The organism is Allobosea sp. (assembly GCF_035944895.1).
Taxonomy (GTDB): domain Bacteria; phylum Pseudomonadota; class Alphaproteobacteria; order Rhizobiales; family Beijerinckiaceae; genus Allobosea.
Window position 1 is genome coordinate 552,001 of sequence record NZ_DASZAT010000006.1, and the last position, 26,435, is coordinate 578,435.

The 26,435-nt window shown below is 64.5% G+C and carries 28 protein-coding genes, 2 tRNA genes and 2 pseudogenes; 11 read left to right on the top strand and 21 right to left on the bottom strand.

Annotation, left to right across the window (positions count from 1 at the left end; all coding sequences use genetic code 11):
* Positions 1-194: 194 nt before the first annotated feature.
* Positions 195-506, top strand: a complete 312-nt coding sequence (locus VGV58_RS11195; RefSeq protein WP_326874084.1) for a hypothetical protein — start codon at positions 195-197, stop codon at positions 504-506.
* A gap of 9 nt (positions 507-515) precedes the next feature.
* On the opposite strand, the gene VGV58_RS11200 is transcribed toward VGV58_RS11195, so the two are convergent.
* The 11 genes from VGV58_RS11200 to VGV58_RS11250 all read right to left on the bottom strand — a co-directional run bounded on the left by VGV58_RS11200 (position 516) and on the right by VGV58_RS11250 (position 7,349).
* Positions 516-1,271, bottom strand: coding sequence for an SDR family oxidoreductase (locus tag VGV58_RS11200; RefSeq protein WP_326874085.1), 756 nt, complete (start codon positions 1,269-1,271; stop codon positions 516-518).
* Between the two features lie 51 nt (positions 1,272-1,322).
* Positions 1,323-2,306 (bottom strand): TRAP transporter substrate-binding protein, encoded by a 984-nt coding sequence (locus VGV58_RS11205; protein ID WP_326874086.1) that lies wholly within the window; start codon positions 2,304-2,306, stop codon positions 1,323-1,325.
* Complete coding sequence (locus VGV58_RS11210; protein WP_326874087.1) at positions 2,297-4,159, bottom strand: TRAP transporter large permease; 1,863 nt, start codon at positions 4,157-4,159, stop codon at positions 2,297-2,299. Before VGV58_RS11210 ends, VGV58_RS11205 begins: the two co-directional genes overlap by 10 nt.
* A gap of 19 nt (positions 4,160-4,178) precedes the next feature.
* Entirely contained in the window at positions 4,179-4,493 is a 315-nt protein-coding gene (locus tag VGV58_RS11215) for an NIPSNAP family protein (protein WP_092157056.1), read from the bottom strand.
* A 243-nt stretch (positions 4,494-4,736) separates the two neighbouring features.
* Positions 4,737-5,240 carry a GNAT family N-acetyltransferase gene (locus tag VGV58_RS11220; protein WP_326874088.1) on the bottom strand — a complete coding sequence of 168 codons (504 nt, stop codon included), beginning with the start codon at positions 5,238-5,240 and terminating at the stop codon, positions 4,737-4,739.
* Between the two features lie 90 nt (positions 5,241-5,330).
* Positions 5,331-5,564 carry a hypothetical protein gene (locus tag VGV58_RS11225; protein WP_326874089.1) on the bottom strand — a complete coding sequence of 78 codons (234 nt, stop codon included), beginning with the start codon at positions 5,562-5,564 and terminating at the stop codon, positions 5,331-5,333.
* 83 nt (positions 5,565-5,647) lie between these two features.
* On the bottom strand, positions 5,648-5,854 hold the full coding sequence (locus VGV58_RS11230) for a hypothetical protein (RefSeq protein ID WP_326874090.1): 207 nt from the start codon (positions 5,852-5,854) through the stop codon (positions 5,648-5,650).
* A gap of 180 nt (positions 5,855-6,034) precedes the next feature.
* On the bottom strand, positions 6,035-6,259 hold the full coding sequence (locus tag VGV58_RS11235; RefSeq protein WP_326874091.1) for a hypothetical protein: 225 nt from the start codon (positions 6,257-6,259) through the stop codon (positions 6,035-6,037).
* Between the two features lie 9 nt (positions 6,260-6,268).
* The gene (locus VGV58_RS11240) at positions 6,269-6,517 is read right to left on the bottom strand and encodes a hypothetical protein (protein ID WP_091829866.1); all 249 of its coding nucleotides are present in this window, start codon (positions 6,515-6,517) and stop codon (positions 6,269-6,271) included.
* 528 nt (positions 6,518-7,045) lie between these two features.
* Positions 7,046-7,119: transfer RNA gene (locus VGV58_RS11245), tRNA-Gly, on the bottom strand.
* Positions 7,120-7,211: 92 nt separating this feature from the next.
* A complete protein-coding gene (locus tag VGV58_RS11250; RefSeq protein ID WP_326874092.1) occupies positions 7,212-7,349 on the bottom strand; it encodes a hypothetical protein in 138 nt (45 codons plus the stop codon).
* 172 nt (positions 7,350-7,521) lie between these two features.
* On the opposite strand from VGV58_RS11250, the gene VGV58_RS11255 reads away from it, so the two are divergent.
* A complete protein-coding gene (locus VGV58_RS11255) occupies positions 7,522-7,644 on the top strand; it encodes a hypothetical protein (protein ID WP_326874093.1) in 123 nt (40 codons plus the stop codon).
* A gap of 83 nt (positions 7,645-7,727) precedes the next feature.
* Here the strand turns inward: VGV58_RS11255 and VGV58_RS11260 are convergent, their stop codons facing one another.
* A complete protein-coding gene (locus VGV58_RS11260; protein WP_326874094.1) occupies positions 7,728-8,966 on the bottom strand; it encodes an MFS transporter in 1,239 nt (412 codons plus the stop codon).
* A 250-nt stretch (positions 8,967-9,216) separates the two neighbouring features.
* Here VGV58_RS11260 and VGV58_RS11265 point away from each other — a divergent pair, with 250 nt between their 5' ends.
* The 3 genes from VGV58_RS11265 (at position 9,217) to VGV58_RS11275 (ending at position 9,982) form a co-directional block, all read left to right on the top strand.
* Complete coding sequence (locus tag VGV58_RS11265) at positions 9,217-9,348, top strand: hypothetical protein (protein WP_326874095.1); 132 nt, start codon at positions 9,217-9,219, stop codon at positions 9,346-9,348.
* Positions 9,349-9,432: 84 nt separating this feature from the next.
* Entirely contained in the window at positions 9,433-9,711 is a 279-nt protein-coding gene (locus VGV58_RS11270; protein ID WP_326874097.1) for a hypothetical protein, read from the top strand.
* Entirely contained in the window at positions 9,695-9,982 is a 288-nt protein-coding gene (locus tag VGV58_RS11275; protein WP_326874098.1) for a hypothetical protein, read from the top strand. Before VGV58_RS11270 ends, VGV58_RS11275 begins: the two co-directional genes overlap by 17 nt.
* Before the next feature lie 422 nt (positions 9,983-10,404).
* On the opposite strand, the gene VGV58_RS11280 is transcribed toward VGV58_RS11275, so the two are convergent.
* The 3 genes from VGV58_RS11280 to VGV58_RS11290 all read right to left on the bottom strand — a co-directional run bounded on the left by VGV58_RS11280 (position 10,405) and on the right by VGV58_RS11290 (position 14,464).
* On the bottom strand, positions 10,405-10,587 hold the full coding sequence (locus tag VGV58_RS11280; protein ID WP_326874099.1) for a hypothetical protein: 183 nt from the start codon (positions 10,585-10,587) through the stop codon (positions 10,405-10,407).
* 404 nt (positions 10,588-10,991) lie between these two features.
* Positions 10,992-13,076 (bottom strand): sulfatase-like hydrolase/transferase, encoded by a 2,085-nt coding sequence (locus VGV58_RS11285; RefSeq protein ID WP_326874100.1) that lies wholly within the window; start codon positions 13,074-13,076, stop codon positions 10,992-10,994.
* Complete coding sequence (locus VGV58_RS11290) at positions 13,073-14,464, bottom strand: class I SAM-dependent methyltransferase (protein WP_326874101.1); 1,392 nt, start codon at positions 14,462-14,464, stop codon at positions 13,073-13,075. The genes VGV58_RS11285 and VGV58_RS11290 overlap by 4 nt, the downstream gene beginning before the upstream one ends.
* A 602-nt stretch (positions 14,465-15,066) precedes the next feature.
* Here VGV58_RS11290 and VGV58_RS11295 point away from each other — a divergent pair.
* The 3 genes and pseudogenes from VGV58_RS11295 to VGV58_RS28855 all read left to right on the top strand — a co-directional run.
* A pseudogene (locus tag VGV58_RS11295) lies at positions 15,067-15,405 on the top strand (ATP-binding protein); the annotation flags it as partial.
* Between the two features lie 210 nt (positions 15,406-15,615).
* Positions 15,616-15,816: a hypothetical protein gene (locus tag VGV58_RS11300; RefSeq protein WP_326874102.1), complete on the top strand. Its 201-nt coding sequence runs from the start codon at positions 15,616-15,618 to the stop codon at positions 15,814-15,816.
* 50 nt (positions 15,817-15,866) lie between these two features.
* A pseudogene (locus VGV58_RS28855) lies at positions 15,867-16,244 on the top strand (recombinase zinc beta ribbon domain-containing protein); the annotation flags it as partial.
* Positions 16,245-16,759: 515 nt separating this feature from the next.
* Here the strand turns inward: VGV58_RS28855 and VGV58_RS11305 are convergent.
* The 3 genes from VGV58_RS11305 to VGV58_RS11315 all read right to left on the bottom strand — a co-directional run bounded on the left by VGV58_RS11305 (position 16,760) and on the right by VGV58_RS11315 (position 18,185).
* Positions 16,760-16,844: transfer RNA gene (locus tag VGV58_RS11305), tRNA-Tyr, on the bottom strand.
* Between the two features lie 150 nt (positions 16,845-16,994).
* A complete protein-coding gene (locus VGV58_RS11310; protein WP_326874103.1) occupies positions 16,995-17,573 on the bottom strand; it encodes a hypothetical protein in 579 nt (192 codons plus the stop codon).
* A 69-nt stretch (positions 17,574-17,642) separates the two neighbouring features.
* On the bottom strand, positions 17,643-18,185 hold the full coding sequence (locus VGV58_RS11315) for an AAA family ATPase (RefSeq protein WP_326874104.1): 543 nt from the start codon (positions 18,183-18,185) through the stop codon (positions 17,643-17,645).
* Positions 18,186-18,293: 108 nt separating this feature from the next.
* Here VGV58_RS11315 and rlmB point away from each other — a divergent pair, with 108 nt between their 5' ends.
* A complete protein-coding gene (gene rlmB / locus VGV58_RS11320) occupies positions 18,294-19,082 on the top strand; it encodes a 23S rRNA (guanosine(2251)-2'-O)-methyltransferase RlmB (protein ID WP_326874105.1) in 789 nt (262 codons plus the stop codon).
* 129 nt (positions 19,083-19,211) lie between these two features.
* Here the strand turns inward: rlmB and VGV58_RS11325 are convergent, their stop codons facing one another.
* On the bottom strand, positions 19,212-19,619 hold the full coding sequence (locus VGV58_RS11325; RefSeq protein WP_326874106.1) for a hypothetical protein: 408 nt from the start codon (positions 19,617-19,619) through the stop codon (positions 19,212-19,214).
* Positions 19,620-19,978: 359 nt separating this feature from the next.
* On the opposite strand from VGV58_RS11325, the gene VGV58_RS11330 reads away from it, so the two are divergent.
* The gene (locus tag VGV58_RS11330; protein ID WP_326874107.1) at positions 19,979-21,649 is read left to right on the top strand and encodes an MFS transporter; all 1,671 of its coding nucleotides are present in this window, start codon (positions 19,979-19,981) and stop codon (positions 21,647-21,649) included.
* A 413-nt stretch (positions 21,650-22,062) separates the two neighbouring features.
* Positions 22,063-23,232 carry a GGDEF domain-containing protein gene (locus VGV58_RS11335; RefSeq protein WP_326874108.1) on the top strand — a complete coding sequence of 390 codons (1,170 nt, stop codon included), beginning with the start codon at positions 22,063-22,065 and terminating at the stop codon, positions 23,230-23,232.
* A 43-nt stretch (positions 23,233-23,275) separates the two neighbouring features.
* Here the strand turns inward: VGV58_RS11335 and VGV58_RS11340 are convergent, their stop codons facing one another.
* Both VGV58_RS11340 and VGV58_RS11345 read right to left on the bottom strand, forming a co-directional pair.
* A complete protein-coding gene (locus tag VGV58_RS11340) occupies positions 23,276-23,959 on the bottom strand; it encodes a L,D-transpeptidase (protein WP_326874109.1) in 684 nt (227 codons plus the stop codon).
* 111 nt (positions 23,960-24,070) lie between these two features.
* On the bottom strand, positions 24,071-26,435 hold a 2,365-nt coding region (locus tag VGV58_RS11345; protein ID WP_326874110.1), incomplete at its 5' end, for an autotransporter outer membrane beta-barrel domain-containing protein.

Genomic DNA, 26,435 nt, shown 5'->3' on the forward strand with positions numbered 1-26,435 from the left:
CCGCAGCCGATTCTGTCGTTTGAACCGCCAGTAGTGCCTCACCGCCTCGTGAGTACCGCGGCACGGCTTCGTGATTAGGGCCTCACGACAAGGCCACAGCTTGGCCGATTTGGAGGCGGCAGAGTCGGTTGCCCCCGCCCACCAGGCGCGGCCAATGGCCTTGACCACTTGCTATCGCGACTTTGGAGGCTGTCATGAACAAGACCCTGATCGCAGCAGCGTTTGCCCTCGCCGGTTCCCTCGGGAGCCTCGCTCTTCCGTCACCGGCCTCGGCTGCCGTCGGTGGCTCAGGCAATCATGGCCTGATCACCACTGTCGCGAGCAACCGGACCATGCAGAACCAGCACATGACCCAGCCTCCGGCGGAGCCACAGACACAGGCCTATCCGGTCTATCACGACTCGCCGACGGCGACCTGGTACTCGCAGCCGATGAACCGCATGCCCTGCCATTTCACGCAAGCCTTCGTCGAAGGGCGCATGCGGCAGGTGGAAGTCTGCAACTGAAGAAGCCTCTCAGCGGCCACCGCCGACCCGGATGACCGAGCCGACCATGTAGGACGCGGCCTCGGAGAGCGCGAACAGCACGGCTTCGGCGATCTCCTCCGGTTCGGCGACGCGCCGCAGCGGGATCGTCGGCGCGATGCGGGCGACGCGCCCCGGATCGCCGGCGGAGAGCGCGTGGATATCGGTCTGCGTCATGCCGGGCGCCACCGCATTGACGCGGATTCCTGCCGGGGCGAGTTCGATCGCCAGGCCAATCGTCATGGAATCGACCGCCGCCTTCGAGGCAGCGTACCAGACATATTCGTTGGGCGAGCCGAGCCCGGCCGCGATCGAGGAGATGTTGACGATGGCGCGGTTCTTCGCGCCCTCATTGGCGAGCAGGGCTTGGGCCGCCTCGCGCGCCACCAGGATCGCGCCGGTGACGTTGAGGTCGATGCAGGCGCGGATGACCTGCGGGTCCGACTTGGCGAGCGGGCTGCTCTTGCCGGTGATGGCGGCGTTGTTGACGATAGCGGTCAGCGGCCCGAGCGCCGCCTTGGCCTCGGCAAAGACGCGGGTGATGTCGGCAAGGTTCGCCATGTCACCCTGGATCGCGACCGCCCTGGCCCCTGCCCGGCCGCAGGACGCGACGACATCGGCCGCCGCCTGGGCATTGCCCTGATAGTTGACGGCGACGTCATAGCCGCGCTCGGCGGCGAAGCGGCAGATCGCAGCGCCGATGCCGCGGCTGCCGCCGGTGACGAGAAGGACGGGACGATCGGACATGCGTGAGGATCTCCTTGGAAGCCAATGCGGATCAGACGGCAGCCCGGCGGCTCAAGCGCTGCTGGCGATCGCCTCGATCTTCTCGAGGCCGCCGAGCTTGGGCGCGAAGGAAGCCCAGACCTTGCGCGCGCCGGCCTCCCAGCCGGGGCGATCCTCCGGCTGCACCACCTTGCCGCCCTCTGCCTTGGCCTTGGCCATCGAGGCGTCCTCATCGGCAACGATGAGCTCGTCGAAATAGCCCGCTCCTTCCGCGGCCGCAGTCGCGAAGGCCGCCTTGTCCTCGGCCGAAAGGCCTTTCCAGAAGCTGGCCGAGACGGCAACGACGCCGGTCGCCCAGATATGGCCAGTCTCGATCAGATAGGGCACGACCTCGTGCAGCTTGAAGCCGACATAGGCCGATTTGGTCAGGTCCATGCAGTCGACCACGCCGGTCTTCAGCGCGTTGTAGGTCTCGGGGATCGGGATCGGCGTCGGATAGGCGCCCAAGCCCGACCAGAGTTCGGTGTGCAGCGGGCTCTGGATGACGCGGATGCGCTTGCCCTTGACGCTGGCGGGCGTGGTCAGCGGCTCCTTGGCGAGGAGATGGCGGGCGCCGTAGTTGATGAAGCCGAGCACGACGAAGCCCTGCGCCTCGTATTTGCGCTTCAGCTCCTCGCCGAGCGGCCCGGCGAGCACGCGCTTCAGATGCTGCCGGTCACGGAAGAGGAAAGGCAGGTCGAGCAGTTGCCCGTCCGGCACCCAGGACGACAACGCCGAGATCGTGAACAACGAGGCCTGGACAGAGCCGAGACGCAGCCCCTCGGCGACCTCCTTCTCGCCGCCGAGCGCGGCATTGGGCACGACGCGCAAATCGAAGCGGCCGGGCGCGCTCTGCGCGAGCTTCTCGGTGACACGGCGCCAGATCTTCGTCTCCGGTTTGTCCTCGCCGAGCAAGGACGCGACCGTGACCGGCCGGCCAGCGGCAAAAGCGCGGCCTGAGAGAATGGCCGGTGCTGCAAGCGTGGCGGCAGCGAAGGTGCGGCGGGTCAAAGCCATCGGAACAACTCCTTCATGGAGACAGGTAGCGACGGCCAGGCCGCCACCGCAAGACAGAGGACGAAGAGCGCGACCAGCAGGCTCGCCAGCAAGGGCAATACTGCGCGGAACACCGCGGCCGGCGACAGACGCATGATGCCGCTGACGACAAAGACGAGGATGCCGAGCGGCGGCGTCAGCCCGTGGATCATCAGGTTGACGACCAGCACGACGCCGAACTGGATCGGATCAAGCCCCGCGGCGATCGCCGCCGGCAGCAGCAGCGGCGCCAGCAGCAGGATCGCCGCGCCAATATCGAGGAAGAGGCCGGCGATCAGCAGGACGAGGTTGGAGAGCAGCATCACCGCAAGCGGCCCGCCACCCAGCGCGTTGACCAGCCCGGCCATCTGCTCGGAGACGCGGTCGACCGCGAGCAGGAAGGCGAAGGGCGCGGAGGCGCCGATCAGCAAACCGACCGCCGCCGCCTCCCCCGCCGCCTTGCGCAAGGACGCCAGCACGGCCGCACCGCTCAGGCTGCGCAGCAGCAGGCAGGCGACCAGCGCATAGGCGACGGCGAGCGCCGAGGCTTCGGTCACCGTGACGACGCCGAAGCGGATCCCGACCACGACGACGATGCCGAGCCCGATCGCCGGAAGCGCGCCGACGAAGGATCGCGCCCGCTCGCTACCGCTGGCGCGCGGGGCGGAATCGACGACGCCGCGCACGCTGAGATGGATGCCGATGGCGAGTGCCAGCGTCAGCACCGCACCCGCGACGAAGCCACCGACCAGGAGCGAGCCAACCGAGAGATTGGTCGCCGCCGCCAGGATCAGGAAGGCGATCGAGGGCGGGATGATGTTGTCGAGCATCGAGACGCCCGCGACGATCGCCGCCGCATTGGCCGGCGGATAGCCACGCGCGACCAGCGCCGGCGCCATCACCTTGGCGCCGAAGGCGGCATTGGCAACCGAGGAGCCGGAGGCACCGGAGAAGAGCACGCTCGCGACCAGGGCGGTCTGCGCCAGCCCGGCCCGGAAATGCCCGACGAGAGCCGCTGCGAAGCGCACCAGCCGCTCGGCAAGGCCGCCCGCGGTCAGGAGCTCGCCGGCGAGCAGGAAGAACGGGATCGCCAGCAGCAGGAATTTCGAGACGCCCGCCACCGTGTTCTGGACGATGGCCGGCTCCGGCAGCAGGCCGCCGAAGGCGCCCGAGAGCGAAACACCGGCAAGCAGTGCGAAGGGCAAGGGCGCGCCAAGCAGGAGCCCTGCTGCGGCGGCGGGCCCGGCGATCAGGCTCGGCGTTCCAACGAAGAGGCCGGTCGCGCTGTTCGCCAGCCCGTAGAGACCGGCGCCGATCACGAGCACTCCGAGTGCCGCCGGCCAGGAGTGCGTCAGCGCCGCCCGCCAGAGCACGACGACGAGCGTCAGCCCCCCACCAACCGCGAAGGTCGCGAAGCGCAGGCTCTCCGGCAAGCCGAGCACGGTCGAGGTGCCGCCGACCAGCGCCGCGACGCTGGCGCCGCCAAGCGCCAGCACCAGTGCGCCGTGGACGGCGATCGCTTCCGCCAGGATGGCGGCGATGCGCCGCGCCGGCGCCGGCAAGAGGTTGACGACGACGTCGAGCCGCATGGCGAGCGCGCTGGTCGCCGCCAGGGGCGCCCCGACAGCCACGAGCGCGACATTGAGCCAGATCGCGAGTTCGTCCGACCAGACCAGGCCGTCTCCGAGCAGATATCGCCGCGTGACCGCGGCCATCACGACGAGGAAAAGCACGGCGAGGATCGCCGCGCCCAGCCATTCGAGGCCCGCGACAAGGATGGCCAGCCCGCGCTCACCGATCAGACGAGCGGACGGTCTGGTCGGCGCAGCGGCCATGGCAGCGCCCGGCACCAGTTCAACGCAGCGGCGAGAAATGCGTCGGCCGCAGGATCCGGCTGCGCATCTCGAGCACGTAAGGGGCCGCCTTGGCGCGGAACACCTGCCAGCGTGGATCGGCCTCCATCGCGGCGCGCCGGCGCTCGCGATCGCCGGCATCCTCGAAGCGCCACATGTGCACGACCTCGTTGACGACACCGCTATCGGTGGTGAACCAGCCGATCAGATGGCCGAGATGGGAGATCTGCAGTTCCATCCCCTCGGCGACATAGAGGTCGAGATAGTCGCGCACATGCGCGGGCTTGATGGCGTAGGTGCGCTCGTCGAGGATCATCGTCCTGCCGGTCCCTGATGGCGATGCGGCCCAGCGGCCGAGCGATCAGTAGCCGTCTTCATGGCAAAGCCCAACCGGCGCGCCTCCGGCCGAGCCTGCGATCGACGCATGACGGCGACCCATAACAGCCGGCGAACGGCTGTCGGTGACGGGACTTCGCGCGGGACCCGCGTCGCGGAGAAGAATGAACTGCGATCGAGCCGTTCAGGAACAACATCTTGCTTTTTTGAGCGACCGGGACGCTCAGCCGCCATGCAGATAAAGATCGGCCCCGGCATCGCCGCGATAGCCCGGTTCGGCCAGCACGAATCCGGCCTGTCGCAACAGATGTACCGAGGCGCCATTGTCCGGATCGACCGTAGCCCTCACCGAGGTGATGCCGCGCTCCCTAGCAAAGGCGAGCAGGCCGGCGAGCAATTCCTTGCCCAATCCCCTGCCCCAGCTCGCTCGCCGCAGCCCGTAGATCACCTCCTGCGTGCCATCGCCCGGCCGGGCGAAGCCGGCCCAGCCGATCAGCTCGCCGCCGGCGCGCTCGACCACGGCGCCGGTGCCGTAGCCGAAGCGTTCGAGATTGGCGGCCGAGCGCTCGATCCAGAGCGCCGCGACATCAGGTGCAAGCAGCTGGCCGTCGCCGACATGGCGATGGACCTGCGGATCGGCGAAGAGTGCGACGAGCAAGGGCGCATCGGCGGCCAGGAAGGGCCGCACGACAAGGTGCGCCGTCACGAGCCGGGACTGATGGATCATGCGTCCGACCGAACAGTCTGAGCGGCTGGAATCCGGCAAGAGCGAAACCCACCGGTCGTGGCAGCCGATAATAGGCCCGAAAGCCCGCGGCTACTCCTCGTCAGAACGATAGGATCGCTCTGCGCGACTGGGCCGCTGCCCGGCCTGACGCTCATAGCGCCGTTCGCGGTCGCGATCCTGGGTCATGACGCAGTTGGCATAGGCGTCGGTGCCGCGCTGGAAGCCATAGGCGTCGCAGCGCGAGCGGTCCTCGACGATCGGGTCCGGCGTGCTCGCGCAAGCACTGAGCGCCAGGGTGAGAGCAGATGCGGCTATGATCCTCATGAGGCGAGGATGGAAGCGCCGCATGGCTGCTTTGGGGCGACAATCCGGCGCTGATGCGGAGAGAGCTGCGCCGGCTCAAGGCGTCAGCCCTCAGCGCTCTCGGCGGCGCTTTCAAGAATCCTGACAGTCTCTTCCAGGCTTTCCTTCACGCCGAGCTGGAAGTCCTTGCGGAAGGCGATGATCGTGTCGGGGGGCTGGCCCTTGAAGGTGTAGACGACACTGACCTGGTCAGGATTGACGTAGACGGGCTTGCCGTCGCTGGGCGAGGTGAACTTGCAGAGTTTTGGCATGTGACGCCTCTCCGGAACGATCCGAGTGATTCAGTCGCTCCAGAGTAGCGTGGTTTCCATTCGACCAGAATCGGTCAGACAGAAAGAAATCGCGCCGGATCGTGGACGGCGCATGGCCCGCAAAAGGACAGGCCCCGTCACGGCTGTGGCGGGGCCTGCACAGGACTCAAAACGGAATGATCAGCGCGCGATGCGCGGGCGTCCGCCGCAGAACTGCTGCTCGACCGCGCGCTCGTAGCCGAGCTCGCGGTCATAGACCATGACCGTGCGGGTCAGGCAGTCGCCATCCTGCACCAGCCCGGTATTGATGAGCCGGCCGTTAGGATCGGCGACGACGGTCGGACCGCAGGCCGCTGCTGCGGACGCAAGGCCGAGGGCGACGATGAACTTCGCGATACGGGTCATGTCAGCCGCTCACATATAGAGGCCGCGGCCACAGCGGCGCACGCGCCGGTTCTCGTAGTAGCCGGTATAGCGGTTGAACACGCGAACGGTCTTGTAGAGGCAGTACTTGCCGTCGTTGCGGCCGTCGTAATAGGTCCGGCCGGTGTCGAGATCGACTCCGAGGAACTCGTCCTTGCCCTTCTTGCCCTGGGCGAAGGCCGGAGCCGCCGCGAGGCTCAGAGCAGCGAACCCTGCTGCGGCGATGGCGATCTTTAGCATGGCATTTCTCCTGTCCTGCGGCGGAAATATGTCCAGCACCGCGTGCGGCCCTTGGGACGGTCAGCTCGGTTTTCGCGCGCTTCCGTGAGTTTATCCATGGTGAGCAGCCAGATAGACAGGCAGATCACCGCTCTTCCCCCCACGCACGCATAGCAGATCAGCTTGCGGCTTTGCTACCCGCAACGCGCCGCAATCTGGCCATGATTATGCCACGCGTCAGTAACCCGCCCCCGCCAGCTGCGAAACATGCGGCGCCCTGAAGCCTTTGCTGGCGGGACTCCCCCGGCCGATGTCGGGACCAAGATGGCCAACAGCATCCACCGCTCGGACAAACCGCTTCTCGACCTACAACCCTGTGGATCTTGCCAGCATCAGGCGCGCCGATGAGGCGAGATTGAAGGGTCGCTGGGCGCGCCGCGACGGGACATGGTCAGAACGAAAGTTGGAATTCCGAGCCGATCGGCAGTCCGGAAAGTTGGAACACACCGAACCCGAAGGAGATCAAGCGTTGCGATTCAGTGGAATTTTTGGAGCGGGTGGAGGGAATCGAACCCTCGTATTCAGCTTGGAAGGCTGCTGCTCTACCATTGAGCTACACCCGCGTCGGCCGCCAAATTCCGCATCAGGCCGGTAGGTGTCAACCCATCCCGGCGAAGAACATGGCCTCATCCACCTGAGGTGTGCACGCACAAGCTCACATATCGCTCAAGGCACGCTGTCCGAGCCAGATCGCGGCGCCGGTGAACAGGCCGAGCGCAGCCCCGCCGACGAACGTGCCGAAGGCCAGCGCGCCGGCAGCCGCCACCGCTGTGCTGAAAAGCGTAATCCCCATCGTCCTTCTCCCCGGCGGCAAATCTAACGACGCCGTGCCACCCGGCAGCCCCCATTTGGGGGAGGAAGGGCGGATTTCGAGTCCCAATAAACTAAAAGTGAGCGTCGAATCCCCCCAAATGGGGGGCGATAGGGCAACTCAAGGCTGATAGCGATCAGTCCGGGGGAACCACATGTCCGACCTCGACGAGCTCTACTGCCCGTTCAGGGCCGAGATTATTTCGGCGATACCGCGGCCGTTGGTCATGCTGATCCACGGCATGGGCATGCTGGCTCTGCTTTTCCTCGACTTCTGATCAGCCCCGACATGTGACGAGGCGGCCCGCCTCGGCCGACCCTGCTCCGGCGACATGATGACCGGTGCCGCCCTGCCCCAGCTTCAGCGCTTGGCCATCTCGATATCGGGGATCGTCGGCCCGCTGGCGTTGCGCTCACCTTCGACGATGGGCGGCGACGGATTCCGCGAGATTCGCAGCGCGATATAGATCGCGACGGCGACCGAGAGTCCGACGAGGTAGATCAGCATGCCCTGCGGCCCCCGGAGCTGCATCAGCAAGGTCGCGGCCAGCGGCCCTATCGCCGAGCCAGTACCCCAGAGGAAGAGGAGCTGGGCCGAGAGCCCGACTGCCTGGTCGCGCCCCATGCGGAAATAGGCGTGCGTCACAGCGACGGTATAGAGCGGGATGCTGCAGCCGCCGATCAGGGCGAACAGGCCGAAGAGCCAGATGCGGCCATGGGCGGCATCGACCTCCAGGACCATCATCAGGCCGGCTGCGACCACCGCGACGATGCTGGTGGCGATCAGCATGATCAGGCGGCTGGCGACACGGTCCGCCAGCAGGCTCATCGGCCACTGCAGCAGGAGCGCTCCGATCTGGATGCCGGCGGTGAGCAGGATGGTGGCGCGCTGGTCGAGGCCGGAGAGGATGCCATAGGCGGGGGCGACGCTGGTCAGCGGGCCGCCGACCATGCCGACATAGAGGCAGCCGACCACGGCAGCCGGCGCCTGCTGCCACAGCGTCCTGAGGCCGACCGAGACGATCTCGCTCGATTCGGGGCCCCTCGCCCGCGTCAGCGCCACCGGGATCAGCGCGATCGAGAAGGCCATGCTGGCAAAGAGGAAGACGTCCTGCGACTGGATCGCGACATAGCCGATGCCGATCTGCGAGCCGATCAGCGCGACGCGGTTGAGGATCTGGTAGATGCCGAAGATGCGGCCGCGCTGGGACCGGTTGGCCTGGCCGCTGATCCAGCTCTCGATGCAGATGCCGTGGCCGGCCGCCGCCAGGCCCATGACCAGCCGCGAAATCCCCCACCAGGCTTCCGGGAGCATGGGAAAGCTCAGCGTCGAGACCGCCTGGAGCGCAGCGAAGACGGCAAAGCCACGGATGTGACCGACGCGGCGAACGAGCGAGGGATTGACGAAGCAGCCGATCAGGAACCCCAGCGAATAGGCGGAGGCGACGAGACCGATCAGCAGCGGCGGCTGGTTCGCGATCGCCATCTGCAGCGGCACGACCGTGTTCACGATCGTCCCGGCGACCTGCAGGATCAATGCGCCGGCAACGATGGCGCCGAGCGCGGCGACAGAACCGCCCCCTTGGGTCTTTGCTGTCACTGCACCGTCATACCCGAATAGCCGATCCCGCGAGGCTATCAGCTTGCCCGGATTCGGGGAAGGCGGAGTATTCGCTACTCTCGCCCCGTAGGCTCGCCGTGGTGGGGGAAGCAGTTTTCCCACATCCGGGTGATTTCAGCGGCTTGCCCGAAGGTGCGGGCAATTCTTCTGTCTTTGATCTGAAAGGACAATTTCGCGGGGCGCCCGCATCATTCTTGCCCCTTCCCTCCACCCCTCGGAGGGCACTCCCTTGAGCGCGACACGGGAAGAGCGGCAAGCTCTAGTTGATCGCCATGTGGTCGAGCTTCACTCGCAGGCGGTAGCCAAGTTCTCTGAAGCCGCCCGCATCCAGGACACGGTCAACGATGATCCGGCATTCTGAACGCAGCCTGCCTATGGTAATGCAGCCGGCAGCTCGTTCGCCCGCAACCGTGACCGGGAGCGTGCCAAGGTCCAGCGGGTGGCAATGATCGCTGCGGAAGCCGAGGAGCTTTCGAAGAAGGCTAACCGGCTGGCAGAGCGCGGCGCCGTCATGGCCGGCGACACCCAGCGGAAGCGCGACGAGGTCATCGCGGCGTGTGACGTGAAGCCGGGCGATCTGGTCGACACTACGCTTTACGGTGTCCGCCGCGTTCTGAAGGTCAACCGCAAGACGGTGGCGGTTGAGGGCGGCCTTGGCCCGCTGACGGTCTGCAAGAGCTTCATCACTCCCGCGAAGGGAGGCTCCGATGCAGTGGAGCGTTGATCTCCATCCCGTCACGGGCGAGTGGCGCATCATCGGTCGCGAAGGCGAGATCGTCTGCGTCTCGCTGCACGGTGAACAGCATCTCGCCAAGATCGGCGGCTCCCGACATGTTCGAGGCGCTGGAGAAGGCCCGCGAGTTCATCGCGAACGGCATCTAGCTCGGCTTCATCCGCATGCGGACGCCAACACGGCCGACCCCGCGCACGGCACTCTGCCCGCCATCGAAGCGGCATTGGCCAAAGCCTCCAACGGGGAGGCCGTCGATGGGTAAGGTGGCGGCTCTCTATGTTGAGAAGGACGGCGCCTATTTCGGACTTCCTAGAATGGCCCCCTGGGACGAGGAGCGCGACGCCCGGCGTTACGCCGGGCCGCTGCCGGTCGCCGCGCATCCGCCTTGCCAGCGCTGGGGCCGGTATTGGCATGGCGCTCCGAACAGGCCGCATCAGTACGGCTTGGCGATGATGGCGGCTGCTTCGAAGCAGCGCTTGCATCAGTTCGACAGTGGGATGGCGTCCTTGAACACCCCGCTCATTCGAGAGCCTGGGCGGCGTTTGACTTGGCAGAGCCGCCGGCGAGTGGTGGCTGGGTGTCCGCGGATTTCGATGGCGGTTGGACCTGCCACGTCGAGCAAGGTCACTACGGCCATCTCTCCCGCAAGGCGATCGGCTGTATGCGGCCGGCGTCGATCCGCCGTCACTGCGCTGGGGCGCTGGAGAGCAGTGCATCCACCCGGTTGCCCTCGCCAAGCACGGATACGCCAAGGCTCGCCGCATCGGCATGATGGCCATGGTCGGCGGCAAGGACAAAACCCGCATCCGCAACACCACGCCGGCCGAGTGCCGCGACGTTCTGATCGCGATGGCTCGGCTTGCTCACCGGAGGTCCGCAGCATGACGATCTACGTTTCCTCCGAACGCGGACACCCCAGCCAAGCGCCGGGCGTATCTGGAGCACTATGCGGCGGTCCTGACGCGGGAGGCAGACTTCCGGGGTGTCTCAGATGGCTGGATGCGCGATGGCGCCGCCCGCGCTCTGCGCGCAGCCGCTACGATCGATCCACGGCCGGTTCAAAATGACGTCTTCGGAGGGTCCGCCGCATGACCGCACCTTTCGGAGATTTGGTCGGGCACTTGAGATTCGCCGCTGACTTCGCCCCGGATGTGAGGCTAGGCGCCGCCGGTGCCGTCGAGCTATCCCTTGGCAGCCGCGTTCTCCGCAAAGATGCACAGAATGAGCGCCAAAATTCAGCTGCAGGCGGCGAGCGCGAGCCCTCTCGGAAATCAACAGTTAGGTGACCGTACAAAACGAACATCACCGAACAATGTTTGCGCTCCGCCAGAAACGGACAAACTTACATGGTTATTCCCGGTCATTATGTTCGATTGTCCGACACAAATAGCGTTCCGTATCATCCACTGGCCGGGGTCATTAATCTTCAGTGTACGTCCCTGAATCAAAGGCCGGCCATTGAGGGCCACCGATATTTTCGTCCCCTCGGAAAACGGTCTAGCTTCGACGATGAGCGTATTGGCCCCCTCCGGCGCCGAAATCAGCACATCCATCTGTCGGTCGACCCACGCTCCGCCTCCATCACGCAACGGAGTGCCGCCTGAAAGACTGCCTCGCTGGAAACGTGCGATATCTTCTGCGGTGAATTCGATCAGCGCTGGTGGCGCAATCTCTTTACGCTGCAGTTCAAAAAGCTGCCATTTCTCACCATGGGTCGGATCATCGGGAACAATATAAGCATCGCTAGGAACGAAGTCCGGCCGATCATAATGAAAATTATCTGAATCAACGAAACGAAACGTACGAACTCGGGGAGCCTTAGGCTCATCTCGCCAATCTCCTGTCTTGGCAAGTGATAGAAGTATATCAGGAATATCTATTACCGAAGTAGGGCTATTCGAATAAAGCAAATCGTTTTGGTCATTCAACGATTTAACCATGAGGATAGGGCGCGCCACTGCAATAGTAGCACGGTCAACAACGAATTTGCCGTTGTCCCCATGCGTATCTCCCCCAAGAATTCCTGTACCATGATCGGCACTTATTACGAACGCGGTTTGGTCATAGACCCCTAGCTCGCGAAGGCGATCGATCAGGGCAGCGATGTTTTGAAGAACGCATCGCGTCTGACCCAATTGCGCCTCGCGCGAAATGGACGGCTGGGCCATTCGCCTGCAATTGCCGTCCCATCGTAGGGGGCGGTGGGTCCCGATGTAATGATAGAAATAATAGCGCGGCGACGCGGAATCGTCGACGGTCAAGGATCTTGCCCAGTCAACAATCAGCGGATCCGGCGTCAAGCTAAACTGAAAATGACGTCGCACGCGCGATGAGATTGGCCACTGATAACTTGAGAAAATCGCCTGAGAAAGCGACACAGGCGCCGCGCGGAGGGCGCTTAAGTCGAGAAGGAGGGCGAGGTTCCAAATATCTTCCGAAGTTGAATTACCTACATCGGGCGCTTCAAGCTGGCCGAAATTAGCGACGACGCAACTGACATACCGGGTTCCGCAAAAGTACTTACCCAAGCCGACATAATGAATGCGAAACCCGTCTTTGGCCAACTCTGTTGTAATGCTCTCATCGTCAAGCTTCGCTTCGACTTCATCGAGCACGTATCCTTTTGTCAGGTCATGAGGCGCCCCGGTCATCATCGTCGTCAGAGATGGTGCCGTAAACGGAAACATCCCAATATGATTTGGGAAAAGCCGGAACCCTTTAAATTTCTCACGAAACGCCTTATCGGCGTCCAAGACCTCGATCACGGCATCCGCTTGCATCGAATCGGGAAGCAAGTGGATAATATTCTTCTTTCGAGAAAGCGAATTAAAATCAGGAGCCAACTCGTCTTTTTCCAAGAACGGGCTACCACCCTGAAATGCTTGACCAATGATAGTTGATGAGCATGCCAATATAGTAGCAGCTGAAATTAGAACAAGCCGCCGCCGCCCGTGACGAGCAGCAAATGCGACACCTGCCGCAATCAGAATAAATACTACAGCAGATAAATCACCGATGCTGGACTGTATCGACAGCCGCAGATTTTTGCCATTTAACTGCGTCGACGAAGTCATATCGAACAGAAATACGTGATTGAACGCGACCGCAACAAGAAAACCGCAGCAAGCGGCATCCACCCAAACTCCGGCACGGTCCGATATGCGTGAGATGATGACAGAGACGAAAAGAATCCATGAAAGAGCGCCGACTGAAACGACGAATGCCCAAAACAGCCACGTGAAAGGCAATAAAGATACGTTTGTTTTGACGCACGCTAGGTAAAAAGGGATAATTATTAGCAGAACAACGCCGAGAGATGCGCCGGGTATGCCCCGGATTTGCGAATTCGATATCATCTGCTCGGCTTTTTGAGTTCAAATTGAAACAGTTCGCGCCCGGTTTTCGAGATAACCTCAGACCGCAAGATTGTTGCATTACCTTCCAAAGCGCGAACAAATTCGTCGCGATTGTAGCTGAGGTGGCCGGTCTCACGATGCGCCGAGAGTGCCAACACCATCGGATCGTTCGGCGGCACGAACTCAATCACCCCTGCAGGCGCAAGACTGAGAATCCATTTAAGAACGACAGGCAGCGGAATACTGGACCCAAACGTCAAATGGTGGACGACAGCTAGCGCGATCAACGCGTCTGCCTTGAGGCGTCGATGGAGGCTCATGCGCTCCGTGCCCGACCACCCCTGGTCTGGCGCCAGATTTGCAAGGTCAACTAACAACGGCTGAAAGCGAAGAGATCTTTCCTTCGCTCGCGCGAAAGCTCGGGAAATGGCACCGTGATCGCCTTCTAGCCCGATTACTAAATCAGCTCCGGCCTTTAAGGCCACTTCGGAAAATAACCCGCTATTGCAACCAAGATCTACAGCGATTTTCGGCTTCGTCTCGGATATAAAAGTCGAAATAAAACGACTTTTGGACTGCGTTTCTTCCGCCTGATAACTGTTGTCGCCTTCGTAGTCCGACCACACCGTGCCTTGGGTGTTTGGGTCACGGATATTTTTAATCCACCGCCTAAGGCCCTGCAAAAGCCCGAGATATCCGGACCGCGGCATCGCTTTCTGCGGTGTGCGCTGTACCCCAGGCGCACGCCGGCGCAGCCGGTCCTCAAGGATGGAATGTAAATGCACGTGGAGGACGGCCCTGAGCGAGAACCATGAACTGGTCGGCAGCAGCCTGGCCAGATCCCGCCCGTCAATTCCGCTCAACCGCCCTCGATACCACGATTGGAATGGAACACCGCAGTGTGAGGTGAGTAGCAACGGATAGAGAAATTGTTCACAGAATTGCCGGTATCCGCCCCAGTACTCACCGTCGACATAACGTCTAATGGAGGTCACATCGATGAACATCGGCTGGTGGCCGACGAACTGCACATTGAAGGCAGAGGCATCAGTCAGCGCGAAGCCGCCCTCGAGCAAATCCAACTGCAAATCCAGATGAAGAAGCGCAGCGTCGCGGAGCGCGTCGAAGCACCACTCATAAGGGTAGGTTATGATCGGCAGTTTTGGATGTTCGACGACATGTGCCCCCAGGTCTGGCGCGACAACTGGAGATGATTTAACAATTCGCCCAGCCTTCTCCAGCGGATCCAAAAGATACCGCGCAGCTTGATGATCTTCGGAAGCAGAGCCGGTCATGGCGCGCAAGACACGGCCGCGCTCCACGTAAACGCGGCCTAGCGGATCTCGGAAAGATGCCGGGTCCGCGACAAACCCCACTGCGCTGCTCACTGCCCGTCCTTCGAAGAACTGAAAAGGCGACGAAAGAAGGATTTAATCCGGCTCGCGAAGGTCGCGACAGCTACTGAAGCAGCAGCAAGGCCCCCAATCAAAGCCTGAAGTGCAATGCTAGCAGTCCCTGGATCCAAGTATGCATAGGAAGGTCGAACCAGAACGACCGTTATCGATAATACGAGGGCAGCGCGGGCGAACACAGCAGAATTCCCATAGTGGATATGGCGCTGAGCTAACACAACGTCATCAAATTGTCACGCTTTTGGCGTTGCCGCGCACCGCGTAACGCCAAACTGTGGATTCTCGTGAGGATGATTGGCGCCTCGAGCATCGCACGAACATTTACCCAATATTTGGTAGCCGAGACGCTTGCATGGGCCCCGAAGCGGTGGCGGCGTTGAGATCTGAGATCGACCGCTATGTCGAGCTGAAAGCCAGAGGATGAAACGCAAAAAAGCCGCCCAGCCCCGAAGGACTGAGCGGCCAGTTGGTCAACAGGGAGGCAGGAACCGAACGGCTCAGGAGCCATTCGAAGTCGGTTAGGCCGGCAGCCATCTTGCGGCGATCAGCCGCTCGATTTCATCAGGGGCGCGGGAGCGGGCAACTTCCTGGTCCATCAGCGCCACGTCGTCCTCGTCGGCGGCACCGGGACCGGCAAGACCCATCTTGCCATCGCGGTCGCCCGAGCCTGCATCCGCGCCGGCGCTCGCGGCCGCTTCTTCAACATCGTCGATCTCGTCAACAAGCTCGAGGCCGAAGCCCGAGCCGGCCGCCAGGGCCGCATGGCCGACTATCTCGCCCGAATGGACTTCATTGTCCTCGACGAACTCAGCTATCTGCGCTTCGCCCAGTCCGGCGGGCAACTGCTCTTCCGCCTGGTCAGCCGGCTCTACGAGCAGAGCTCCGTCATCGTCACAACGAACCTCGCCTTCGGCGAGTGATGCGGTGCTCGTGCATTCGATCTCGCGCTGCTTCCGCAGTCTCTTCGATCAGGAGAAGACTGTTCTCGAACTCGCTTCCCACGGCGTCGCATCCGGTCGCTGACAGAGAATATCGCCGATCCGCAAAGCGGAGAGCTCATTCGGCTGATCCTGGGGCTCGCCAACCAGTTCAAATCCAACGACGCCCGGATCGGCATGATGCGCGGCATGACCGCAACCGCCAGGCTCGGCTTCTCAAACGGCGGGGCAACGCCCTTCGGATATCGCTCGGTCGAAGCCGACACCATCGGCCGAGCGACCAAACGCAAGCTCGTCATCGACCCTGTCGAGGCTGATGTCGTTCGGCTGGTCTTCCAGCTCGCACTAGCCGGCGATGGCAGGTCCGGGCCCATGGGTGTGCGCATCTGAACGACGCCGGTCAGCGCCCCCGCGGCGGCGGTGAGTTTTATTCGAGCACCATCCACGAAATGCTGGTTCGCGAAGCCTACACCGGCACCCGCGCCTGGAACGTCTTCGACAAGCACGAGGACCAGAAGCCCGACCATGAGATCATCGACTATCAGGTTCCCTCGATCATCGACCGCGAAACCTTTGACGCCGTCCAAACTCGTCTCGGCGACCGACAGCCTCGTAGTCGGGGTCCTCGCCTCGACAGCGCTCCGTCCCTCTTCGGTGGACTGATTCGCTGCGGCTGCTGCGGGCACGCCATGACGCCGGCCACCGGCACCTCCTGCAACGGGTCCCGCTACGCCTATTACAAATGTGCGAGCGCCACCAACAAAGAGGCTAAAGCCTGCGCTGGCAGATCGATCCGCCGCGATACGGCCGAGGCGGGCGTCATGGGAAAGCTCGTCGACTGGCTCATCGTGCCTGAGCGGCTCACCGGCATCCTGGCCGCGCTCCATGCACGTACGGCGGCACGGCAGGGCGCCGTTCACCAACGCATCGGTCAGCTTCAGCAGGATGCCGCAGACGCAGAAAAGGCCTTGGCCAACCTCTATCACGGCATCGAGAGCGGCGTTCTCGATCCGGCCGAACCGTCACTCCAGGCACGGGTGCAGAAGTTACGCGAAAACCGCGACCTCTCTCTCCCTGCTCTTGACCGCGCCAAGGCCACACTCGCTGAACAACCTGCCATCGACGCAGCTGCCGTCGAGGAATTCGCTCAGGAACTCGCTAGAAAGCTGTCCAGTCGCGAAATTGAAGCCGGAAGGTATGGCTCAACGCCATCGTCGACGCGATCATCGTCGAGCCCGGTAAAATTCGAATTATCGGCAGAAACGACAACTTCGAGAGCAGCTTACGAAGCCGCGCTGCCGGCCGTGGCCCGGTTCGCAGCTCTGATCGGAAGTGGTGGGGGAAGCAGGACTCGAACCTGCGAAGGCATAGCCAGCGGATTTACAGTCCGCCCCCTTTGCCGCTCGGGACATTCCCCCGCCTTGCCGCAGGCCAACCCGAAGGCTGGCCGCAGCCGCCTGTTTCACTTTTGTGAAGGGCAGCAGGCGCGGGCGGACTTATGAGGAGAGGGCCGCCGCCTGTCAACGCCTAAAAGGCATCTGACGACAGACAATCGTTCCGAGCGCCTTCTAGCCCTGCGGCCAAGCGCTGCGGTGACGCCTGCGCCAGGCGAGCGCAGCCGGGACGAAGGCCTGGAACGGCGTTTCTGCCGGCCGCTCGATCGCATCGGCGAGATCGGGCGGGGGATGAATCAGACTGCGCACGCCATGGCGATGCATCCAGACCGGCAGCTCCCCCTGCCGGGCGAACATGGCGACGACCTGCCTGACCAGCTCGCTGCGCAGCGCCCGCGAGCTGCCGACGGGCCGCGCCACCACGCAGAAGCGTGCGAACGGATTCGGATGATCCTCCTCACCCTCCAGGCAGAAGATCACGCCGCAACGGTCCGGCCGCACCTCGTCCGGCATGGCGTCGATGCGCCGCCACAGGCAGAACCAGCGCCGGCAGATTTCCGGCCGCGTCGCATGGATGCCGCAGCCGCTGCCGGTATTGTGGCGGCACATGACGCCGGCCGGCTTACCGACCTCGGGATCAACGATGCGGAGCACCTCGCAACAAGCAACGCAGTCGCCGCAATCGCGCCCGGGCACGAGATGATTGAGCGTTCGGCCTGAGCGCATCGTGCCGGCCTGCAAGCTTTCCGCCATGGCGCGCCTCCTGAGGCTGCGGCGAAGGCCCGAGCCTAGCGCGGCTGCTTACCGATCGGAAGCGAGACCTCAGATGTGGTCCAGCACGAAAGCGGCGCGCGTCTCGATGTCGGCCCGTGGTAGCTCGACCAGCTCATAGCCATGGTCGCGATAGGCCGCCGTAACCGCCTCATAGGTGCGCTCGGCCTCGGCAAAATCCTGCTTGCGCTCGGCATCCTGCGCGTAGATCTCGCGCCAGGGCGGTGCGACGAAGACGCGGCGGGCATAGCGGAAGGCACGGGCCGCGCGGTCGACATGCTCCGGCACCGGCAGCCCGCAGAGCCTGAGATAGCCGATGCTGTCGGGCACCCCGCGATCGAAGAAGACCGGAGCCCAACTCGCCTGCACTTGCGCATGGGAGCGCAGGTCGAAATTCAGCATCAGCTCGGCGAACAACGCCCGGTCCCGCCAAGGCAAGGCCGGCCCATCGATGGCGAGCTGGTCGCGAATGATCGCCCGCCCGGCCTCGGGGGCGATCGCATGGCCTGCCGAAGCCAGCGCCGCCAGCAGAGTGGTCTTGCCGGCGCCCGGCCCGCCGGTCACTACGAACAGGCGTCGATCTGTCGTCGTCATCTGCGTTGTGCTCCGTGTAATGAATGAGTTGAAAAGCCCGCGCACCGGCCATCGGGCTGGCCAAGCCGGCCGCGCCGTGGCAGGGCATGGCGTCACCTTTCCGGAGCCATGATGTCCGCCCCGTCCCGCCCCCGTTTCCAGAATCGCCGCGGCCGTCCGGATCGCGATGGTCCGCCGCCGCACCGGCCCGGCGAGATCGACGAGGCGATCCTCTACGGCGCCCATCCCGTGATCGAGGCGCTGCGCAACCCGCGCCGACGCTTCCGCAAGCTGCTCGCCACCGAGAACGCGCTGAAGCGCCTGAGCGAGGAGATCGGCGAATTGCCGCTCGTGCCCGAGATGGTGCGCCCCTCGCAGATCGACCGGCTGCTGACGCCGGATGCGGTGCACCAGGGGCTCTATCTCGTCTGCGATCCCCTGCCCTCGCCCGATCTCGGCAGCCTGCCGGACGATGCGATCGTCCTGGCGCTCGACCAGATCACCGATCCGCACAATGTCGGGGCGATCCTGCGCTCGGCCGCGGCCTTTGCCGTAGCCGCCGTGATCGTCACCATCCGCCATTCGCCGGCAGCGACGGGCGTACTGGCGAAATCGGCTTCCGGCGCACTTGAACATGTGCCGCTGGTCGCAGTGAAGAATCTGGGGGATGCGCTGGAAAAGCTGGGCGAGCGCGGCTTCCTGCGGCTCGGCTTCGATTCGGAAGGAGACGTCTCGCTCGACGAGGTCCCGCTGCGCCGCCCTCTGGTACTGGTGATGGGCGCCGAGGGCAAGGGACTGCGCCAGCGCTCGCGCGAGCTCTGCGATCACCTCGCCCGGCTCGACATGCCCGGCGCGATCAAGAGCCTCAACGTCTCGAACGCGACCGCGATCGCGCTCTACGCCGCGACGAGGCGCTAGAGCATTTTCGAGCGACGTGGACACCGGTTCGCGTGAAGAAAACGCGATAAAACAAAGACGTAGAACATCTGACCGAAAAGTGGACTCCACTTTTCGGACGAATCCGACGCGATAACCTTGATCGGCCCCTCAGCGCCGCGCCACCCGGCCGTCGCTGCTGAAGCGCATGACCCGGACCACCGGCTGGCCCTGCCGCGTCTCGATCCGATACAGCACCGGATCGGCCACCGGCGGGCGGGCGATGCCGATCGCGACGGGAATCGAGCGTTCCTTTTCCGGCGGCGGCTCGCTCGCTTCCGGTAGCACGACCACGACCCGCTGATCGCCCGATCCGCCATAGAAGCCGGGATAGCCGGCGCCATAGACGCCCACCCGCCCACGGCGGGCGTAGCCGGACTTCGCGGCCGGCCGCATCGGTGAAAGGCGCGGCGCCGGAGCGGAAAAACCGCCAGCGGCGGGCGCCGCAGCGAAACCGGGGGCCGCCACGGCCGAAGACGCGGTGACGCATAGTCCTGCGAAGACAATACCCAGAGGCATTCCGGAGCGAACTCTCATCGCCACCTCCCCTTCTTGCGCTCACCGTCGACCCGGGGCGACATGGTTAGCGAAAGGTTAGCGGTTCGCGACCGGCAAGGCGAGTCATGGCGGAATCTGGAGCCGGGCCGCCCCTGCCGAACGCTCAATCCTTCGTCTTACGCCTTTCGGTGCAAGACCAAGTGCTCGGTTGAAGATTGCGGGGGGTAGACGCATTCCTAGCCCATCAAACTTGGCTTTTCCAAGGCCTTTGTCCTGAGTCGGCTTGCCCGGCTCCAAGCGAAGAACCGCCGCAAAGGCGGCGTGAGGGTGCAGCGGGTGGTCCGCAGCATCCGGGGGAACGACTAAGACGGGAGCGCGACATGAGCATGGCACAGGCATCCGGGGCGGCTGGACCGCGCCCGATGACCAGGGAGGAAAGGAAGGTCATTCTGGCCTCCTCCCTGGGCACAGTCTTCGAATGGTACGATTTCTACCTCTACGGCTCGCTCGCCACGATGATCGGCGCGCACTTCTTTTCGGCCTTCGACGCCAACACGCGCGCCATCTTCGCGCTGCTCGCCTTCGCCGCCGGCTTCCTGGTGCGTCCGTTCGGCGCACTGTTCTTCGGCCGCCTCGGTGACCTGATCGGCCGCAAGTACACCTTCCTCGTCACCATTCTGATCATGGGCGCCTCGACCTTCCTGGTCGGCCTTCTGCCCAGCTATGCCGCGATCGGCTGGATCGCCCCCGTCGTCCTGATCGCGCTGCGCATGCTGCAGGGCCTGGCGCTCGGCGGCGAATATGGCGGCGCGGCGGTCTATGTCGCCGAGCACGCTCCCCCGGGACGGCGCGGCTTCTACACCTCCTGGATCCAGACCACGGCGACACTCGGCCTGCTGCTGTCGCTGATCGTCATCCTGGGCATCCGCACCGTCATGGGCGAGGCCGATTTCGCCGCCTGGGGCTGGCGCATTCCGTTCCTGGCCTCGATCGTCCTGCTCGCGGTCTCGGTCTATATCCGGCTCCAGATGCAGGAATCGCCCGCCTTCCAGAAGATGAAGGAAGAAGGCACCGGTTCGAAGGCTCCGCTCTCGGAAGCGTTCGGCCAGTGGAAGAACGCCAAGATCGCGCTGCTCGCGCTGTTCGGCCTCACCGCCGGCCAGGCCGTGGTCTGGTACACCGGCCAGTTCTACGCGCTGTTCTTCATCCAGAGCATCCTCAAGGTCGATCTCTACACCTCGAACGTGCTGATCGCCTGGGCGCTCATCCTCGGCACCGGCGGCTTCATCGTGTTCGGCTCGCTGTCCGACAGGATCGGCCGCAAGCCGATCATCCTGGCCGGCTGCCTGATCGCGGCGCTGACCTATTTCCCGCTGTTCGGCGCGCTCACCAAGGCGGCGAACCCGGGCCTCGCCGCGGCGCATGAGAACGTCAAGGTCCAGGTCGTCGCCGATCCCGCCACCTGCGGCTCGGTCTTCGATCCGGTCGGCGTGCGCACCTTCACCCAGCCTTGCGACATCGCCCGCCGCGCGCTGGCCTCGCAGGCGATCCAGTACACCCAGGCCTCGGCCCCGGCCGGAACGCCAGCCAAGGTTACGGTCAACGGCAAGGACGTCGCGATCGACGCCGCCTTCGCCGCCAATATCGGCAAGGAAGCGGTCGCGGCCGGCTATCCGGCGCCGGGCGATGCCCGCATCGTCAAGACCGGCTTCCTGAGCGCACTGTTCGGCGCGCAGTCGCTGACGATCATCGCGATCCTGACCGTGCTCGTCATCTATGTGACGATGGTCTACGGCCCGATCGCGGCGGCGCTGGTCGAACTCTTCCCGACCCGCATCCGCTACACCGGCATGTCGCTGCCCTACCATATCGGCAATGGCTGGTTCGGCGGCCTGCTGCCGGCGACTTCGTTCGCCATGGTGGCCGGCACCGGCGACATCTTCTACGGCCTCTGGTACCCGATCGTGATCGCGATGATGACCTTCGTCATCGGCATGCTCTTCGTGCCTGAGACCAAGGATCGCGACATCCTGACCCACGACAACGACTGATCCCTCAGCCAGGTTCGCCCGGCCGACCCTAGAACCCCGCCCGAAAGGGCGGGGTTTTTCGTTGGACGACGTGAACGGAGGCATCATCCTGGATCGGCGGCAAGCGCTGCGTCGATAGATTTGAGACCGGATAGCCTCAAGTGCCCCAACTGGATGAGATCGATATCGAAATCGCATCTCGTAAAGTCTAAGCGAATTCTCTGAGCCTATCTTGGAACAACGTATAGCAACGCGACTGAAATCGAGCAGCTGAATTTCGACAACTCATTGCTCAGCTCCAGATGCATCCTGCCACGGCGTGCCGTCACAAGCTGATATTAACTCGTTCGGGCTAGCTTCTGCCGTAGCTGGGCAGGATAGGAGTGCTTGATCATGCCTGAAGCCGAATCCGGGCATCGTTGACGACGGTCGCGATGGACCTTGCTACCCTCTGGTACCTGACAATCGGAACACTGCTCGTCGCGGCAGCCATGACCCTGTGGGAGCGGCAGGCTCACACCCAGCGATCGCGCGAACTCGGTACCTGGACGGTTGCCTATGGCGTCTTCGCCCTAGGCTGCCTCCTGGCAATGTCCCGGAACCTGCTTCCCGGCGTGTCCGGCCCTGCCCTCACCAATGTCGTCATGCTGCTTGGCTACCTCTTGATCCTGCACGGGGTTCTGCGGCTCGACGACCGAGCCCTACGCCCCACCACCGTCGCGGGCTTCCTCATCGTGATCGGAGCCGCATGGTTCATCGCCGGCGCCGGCTGGGCGAGCCTTCTCTGGAACCATGCAAGCGCATTCCCCATCGCGGTTCTCTGCGCACTCACCGCCCTCGCCTTGTTCCGCAGCCCCATGGCGCAGGGGCTGCGCTCCCGCCCACTCGCGGTCGTCGTCTTCGCCTGCCACAGCCTGACATATGCAGTCCGCACCTTCGTCGTGCCGGTCATCGTCTCGGCTTATGGCGACAGCGTGCTGCCGATCGTCGCCAAGCTGACGATGTACGAGGCCGTGCTCTTCACGATGATGATGCCGATGTCCCTGATCGCCCTCGTGCGTGAAGAAGACCGGGCGCGACTCCTGACCAATGCACGCACCGATTTCCTGACCGGCCTCAACAATCGCCAGGGCTTCTTCGAGCTCGGCCCGGAGCGTTTGCGCCGCGATGGCGAGAAGGCGCCGCATGCGCTGCTCGCCTTCGATCTCGATCACTTCAAGGCGATCAACGACACGCATGGGCACGATGTCGGCGACCAGGTCCTGAGGCTGTTCGCAAAGATCGCGCGTGAAGTGGCGGGGCAGAATGCCATGTGCGCTCGCCTCGGTGGCGAGGAGTTCGCACTCCTGCTGCCGGGGGCGGGCGTAGAAGACGCCCGAAAGATCGGGGAGGCCATTGCCTGGCGCTTTACCGAAGCGGCAGCGCGCAACGACGGGCTCGCCATGGCAGCCACCGTCAGCGTCGGCCTCGTGGGGACGACAGCCGATCAGGTCGACCTCTCCGAGCTGCTGGCCGCGGCCGACCGCGCCCTCTACAAGGCCAAGCTGCTCGGCCGCAACCGCATCGAGGTCGCGGAACCCGTGAAGATCGCCGCGGCGGCCTGAGCCTCAGGAGAGGCCCGTCAGCCTCGCGGACGTCACGCTCCCATCACACCGGCAGCACGGTGACCGGCGTACCGAGCGCGACGCGGGCATAGAGGTGGATGATGTCCTGGTTGATCATCCGGATGCAGCCCGAGGAGACATTGGTGCCGACGGTATAGGGCTCGGTCGTGCCGTGGATGCGGTAGCCGAGATCGCGCCCTTCCCCGAAGAGATAGAGAGTGCGGGCCCCCAGCGGACTCTTCGGCCCGCCGCGGACGCCGAGGCCGCGCGACGTCGGCTCGAGCTGGGCCCTGATCTGCGGGTCGCGCTCGATCATCTCCTGCGGCGGCACCCAGTCGGGCCAGTCGCGCTTCATGTTGATCTTCGCCTGGCCCGTCCAGCCGAAGCCCTCACGGCCGACGCCGACGCCGTAGCGCGTCGCGACGCCCTGCGATTCGACGAAATAGAGGTGGTAGGAGCCGGGATCGACGACGATCGAGCCCGGCGGCTCCGGCCGACGGAACTCGACCGTCTGGCGCAGATAACGCGGCTCGATGCTCTGGTAGTCGATCGCCGGCACCGCAAAGCGCTCGCCCGGATATTCCACATAGACTTGCGCATAGTTGGGGCGTGTCAGCGTGCGCGTCAGACTCGGCCCTCTCGGAGCAGCGATCTCCGGCAGCGCCACAATACTCCCCCCTCCGCCGCAGCCGGCGAGGCCGGGGGCAAGGAGCGACAGGGAGGACATGGTAAAGGATCGGCGGCTCAGCATGGGCACATCTCAGACAAGGCTTTTGCAAAAGCATCGACTTAGATGGTTACGAGCCGGTGAATGCCGGTGCGTGAATTCCCGCTTCCGTCAGAACCTCATCTCGACTCGCCCCTTGAGGGCGTGGTCGCGGGAGCGTTCGCCGATGGCGGCGGAGTAGGTCAGGCCGAGGGCAGTGGCGGAGGAGATGCGCCAGTCGAGCCCAGCCTCGGCGACGAGCGCCTCGCGGTCGATCGGTGCCGCGAAGACGGCGGCCGGAGTGGTGCCGGCGACGAAGGCGGTGCGGGCCTGCGGCGTCAGCTCGCCAAAACCATGGCGCCAGCCGAGCATCGCCCGCGCGAACAGCGGCATCGCCCCGAGCTGTGCCTCGGCGCGCAGGCCGAGCGTGGTGAAGCCGAGCGTCTGGTCGCTGGAGAGGACGCGCAAGGCTGCCGCCCCGCCGCGCTCCGTGCCGGCGTCCGTGCTGACGCGAATCAGCGCCAATTGCGCGAACGGTTCGAGCGCAATGCCTCTGAAAGCGAAGGCATAGCCGAGCTCGGCGAAGCCTTGCGTCACCGAACCCGGACGCTGCAGGCGCAGCAGATTGCCGAAGCCGCGGATCTGGACCTGGCGGCGGATGTCGCTCTCCGACCAGCTATAGGCCGCACCGGCATCGAGCCTGAGGTTGCCGAAGCGCGCCCCGGCATAGAGCGCGGCATGGCCGCTTTCGAGCTTGCCGGAAGACAGGCGGGCATCGAGGTCGAAGCGAGACTGACTGTAGCCGCCGGCGACGCCGAGCTTCAGCGACGAGCCTGGCGCCTCGTAGAGCATGACATCGGCGCCGAGCAGGGCGCCGCCGCTGCGGCGGCTCATGCCGGCGGCATTGCCGTCGGCGTTGGTATTCCCGGCTCCACCGAAAGCCTCGCCCCAGAAGGCGTAGCGCGGCTGCGGCACCGGAGCGTTCATCACGACCGCACCCTTGCGGCCGGGCAGATCAGCACTGAACGAGGCCGTGACCTGCTGACCGGGCGCGGTCAGCAGCGGGCCGCGCAGGCGATTGAGGATGGTCTCGCGCACCAGCCGGCTCTCGTCGATCATCACCGCGACGGCCTGGGCATGCGCCTCGCCCGAGAGCAGGTCGAAGCCGGCTCTCGCTTCGTCAGCGGTCGCCGAGATCAGCGTGTCGTAGACCGGGTTGCCGACGCCCAGCGCTTCGGCCGCATTGGCGATGAAGCCCTGGTTGCGGCTCGCAGACGCGCCGAGGAAAAGCGTCTGATTGCGGGTCATGGTCAGGACGACGTCGGTGCCGCCATAGGAGAGTGACGGCGTCAGGAAGGCGAGGTTCGAGGTGACCGTGCTGAAGCTGCCGGTGACGCCACCGGTCGCAGTCAGGATGGTGTAGCTGGTCGAGGCGGCGTAGTTGCCATTCTCGGCGAGGACCTCGACGGTGCCGCCGGTGATGCTGGCGCTGCCCGTGGCGACGATCCTGTCGCTCTGGCCGGCGGCGTTGACCTCGACCTGATAGGTCGAGCCTGAGGCAAACGAGACATTGCCGGAGACATTGAGCGTCCCGATCGAATTGCCCGGCGCGATGGTGGCTCCGGCACCGGCCGTGACTCCCCCGATCGTGCCGGAGCCGCCGAGCGTACCGCCGTCCAGTGTCACCGTGCTCGCCAGCGAGCCGTTGACCACCAGCTTGCCGGACGAGACCTTGGTCGCGCCGGTGTAGGTGTTCGTGCCCGTGAGCGTCAGCGTGCCGGTGCCGGTCTTGGTCACACCGCCTGAGCCGGTGATCTTGCCGGAGAAGGTGGTCGATGAATTGTTCGCGCCTGTCGTCAGCGTGCTCGAGCCGAGCGTGACCGTGCCGGCGCCGGCGAGCGAGCCGATGCTCTGGTTGAAGCCGGCGAGATCGAGCGTCGCGCCCGATGCCACCGTGAAGGTCGAATTGGCGGAGAAGGCATTGGCGGCGCCGGCGCGCAGCGTCCCCTCAGACACCGTGGTCGCGCCGGAATAGCTGTTCGTACCCTTGAGCACGAGCGTGCCGGCCCCAGCCTTGCTGAGCGAGCCCGTGCCGGAGAAGGACTGCGACACGCTGAAGGTGTTGCCGGCCTCGACGATGTCGAAGCCGCCACCATTGGCCCCGAGCACGATGTCGCGCGTCAGCTCGTGCAGCATCGTGTCGGTCACCTGCAGCACGCCGCCATCCAGCGTCAACGCCCCCGAGGCGTCGCCGAGCCTGTCCCCCTTCGAGATGCTGATCGCCCCGCCGGCGATCACCGTCCCGCCCGAATACGTGTTTCCTGTGGTCAGCGTCAGCGTGCCCGTGCCGACCTTGCGCAGTCCGCCGTCGCCCGAGATCTGGCCGGAGAACGTGGTCGAAGCATTGGTCGCGCCGGTCTCCAGCGTCGAGTTGCGATCGATCCGGATCTGGCCGTCGCCGGCGATCGAGCCCGCGGTGACCGTGCTAAGCGCGTCG

Coding starts and splice junctions, on each gene's coding strand:
- VGV58_RS11195 (WP_326874084.1), top strand. CDS start 195: ATGAACAAGACCCTGATCGCAGCAGCGTTTGCCCTCGCCGGTTCCCTC.
- VGV58_RS11200 (WP_326874085.1), bottom strand. CDS start 1,271: ATGTCCGATCGTCCCGTCCTTCTCGTCACCGGCGGCAGCCGCGGCATC.
- VGV58_RS11205 (WP_326874086.1), bottom strand. CDS start 2,306: ATGGCTTTGACCCGCCGCACCTTCGCTGCCGCCACGCTTGCAGCACCG.
- VGV58_RS11210 (WP_326874087.1), bottom strand. CDS start 4,159: ATGGCCGCTGCGCCGACCAGACCGTCCGCTCGTCTGATCGGTGAGCGC.
- VGV58_RS11215 (WP_092157056.1), bottom strand. CDS start 4,493: ATGATCCTCGACGAGCGCACCTACGCCATCAAGCCCGCGCATGTGCGC.
- VGV58_RS11220 (WP_326874088.1), bottom strand. CDS start 5,240: ATGATCCATCAGTCCCGGCTCGTGACGGCGCACCTTGTCGTGCGGCCC.
- VGV58_RS11225 (WP_326874089.1), bottom strand. CDS start 5,564: ATGAGGATCATAGCCGCATCTGCTCTCACCCTGGCGCTCAGTGCTTGC.
- VGV58_RS11230 (WP_326874090.1), bottom strand. CDS start 5,854: ATGCCAAAACTCTGCAAGTTCACCTCGCCCAGCGACGGCAAGCCCGTC.
- VGV58_RS11235 (WP_326874091.1), bottom strand. CDS start 6,259: ATGACCCGTATCGCGAAGTTCATCGTCGCCCTCGGCCTTGCGTCCGCA.
- VGV58_RS11240 (WP_091829866.1), bottom strand. CDS start 6,517: ATGCTAAAGATCGCCATCGCCGCAGCAGGGTTCGCTGCTCTGAGCCTC.
- VGV58_RS11250 (WP_326874092.1), bottom strand. CDS start 7,349: ATGGGGATTACGCTTTTCAGCACAGCGGTGGCGGCTGCCGGCGCGCTG.
- VGV58_RS11255 (WP_326874093.1), top strand. CDS start 7,522: ATGTCCGACCTCGACGAGCTCTACTGCCCGTTCAGGGCCGAGATTATT.
- VGV58_RS11270 (WP_326874097.1), top strand. CDS start 9,433: ATGATCGCTGCGGAAGCCGAGGAGCTTTCGAAGAAGGCTAACCGGCTG.
- VGV58_RS11275 (WP_326874098.1), top strand. CDS start 9,695: ATGCAGTGGAGCGTTGATCTCCATCCCGTCACGGGCGAGTGGCGCATC.
- VGV58_RS11285 (WP_326874100.1), bottom strand. CDS start 13,076: ATGATATCGAATTCGCAAATCCGGGGCATACCCGGCGCATCTCTCGGC.
- VGV58_RS11300 (WP_326874102.1), top strand. CDS start 15,616: ATGACCGCAACCGCCAGGCTCGGCTTCTCAAACGGCGGGGCAACGCCC.
- VGV58_RS11310 (WP_326874103.1), bottom strand. CDS start 17,573: ATGGCGGAAAGCTTGCAGGCCGGCACGATGCGCTCAGGCCGAACGCTC.
- VGV58_RS11315 (WP_326874104.1), bottom strand. CDS start 18,185: ATGACGACGACAGATCGACGCCTGTTCGTAGTGACCGGCGGGCCGGGC.
- rlmB (WP_326874105.1), top strand. CDS start 18,294: ATGATGTCCGCCCCGTCCCGCCCCCGTTTCCAGAATCGCCGCGGCCGT.
- VGV58_RS11325 (WP_326874106.1), bottom strand. CDS start 19,619: ATGCCTCTGGGTATTGTCTTCGCAGGACTATGCGTCACCGCGTCTTCG.
- VGV58_RS11330 (WP_326874107.1), top strand. CDS start 19,979: ATGAGCATGGCACAGGCATCCGGGGCGGCTGGACCGCGCCCGATGACC.
- VGV58_RS11335 (WP_326874108.1), top strand. CDS start 22,063: ATGGACCTTGCTACCCTCTGGTACCTGACAATCGGAACACTGCTCGTC.
- VGV58_RS11340 (WP_326874109.1), bottom strand. CDS start 23,959: ATGTCCTCCCTGTCGCTCCTTGCCCCCGGCCTCGCCGGCTGCGGCGGA.